A 628-nucleotide genomic window follows, 5' to 3' on the forward strand; every position below is an offset into this window, starting at 1 on the left:
CTTAGTATCATTCACATACTGCCGGAATGTTTTAAGCCCCTGTTTGTATGTCAGAAGCGTATGACTGGAGCCACCTTTTTCCTTTGGTATGTATACGTGGAGGAAGTCATAGATCCTGCTGAAAAACAGCATCTCATTGTTTTTCATCTTCGCATCACCTCCGGAATTACCCGTCCAATGACAGTGTCTTTTCTCCTGATGGTTCTGGCGGCTTCTTCTGCATAATGATAATAGTAGTACGTGTCATCAAAGCTTTTATGTCCAAGAAAACGGCTCAGATATGGAAGCATATGCTCAAAATCCAATCCCTGGTCACGCCATAGGTTTATCCTGTTAACCACATATGCATGGCGCAGGCAGTGTGTTGTAGGATTTCTGTCACATCCAGGGGCAAACAATGTCTTCTGCCAGCATCTCCTGAACATAGTACTTACACTCCCATAACTGATGGGAGCATCAGGGTTCTTCCCTGGGAAGAACCAGGCTGTTTTCCTGCCAAGAGTTTCCTCTATATATTCCATATAATCCCGGCAGAGTTCCACCATGTCATCAGAAAGATAGATCAGGCGGTCTCTGTTCCCCTTGCCATCAAGAATGATGACCGTCCCGGCGTCAAGATCAATGTTTT

At 45.1% G+C, this 628-nt stretch carries 1 protein-coding gene; it reads right to left on the bottom strand.

What is annotated here, in order from left to right; translation table 11 throughout:
* Nucleotides 1–143: 143 nt before the first annotated feature.
* Nucleotides 144–628 (bottom strand): tyrosine-type recombinase/integrase (locus ACTNEW_RS16325; protein WP_441062863.1); only part of this gene is annotated, 485 nt, incomplete at its 5' end.

It is taken from the genome of Blautia sp. HCP3S3_G3 (assembly GCF_052063365.1).
In the GTDB taxonomy this organism is placed as follows: Bacteria; Bacillota; Clostridia; order Lachnospirales; family Lachnospiraceae; genus Blautia_A.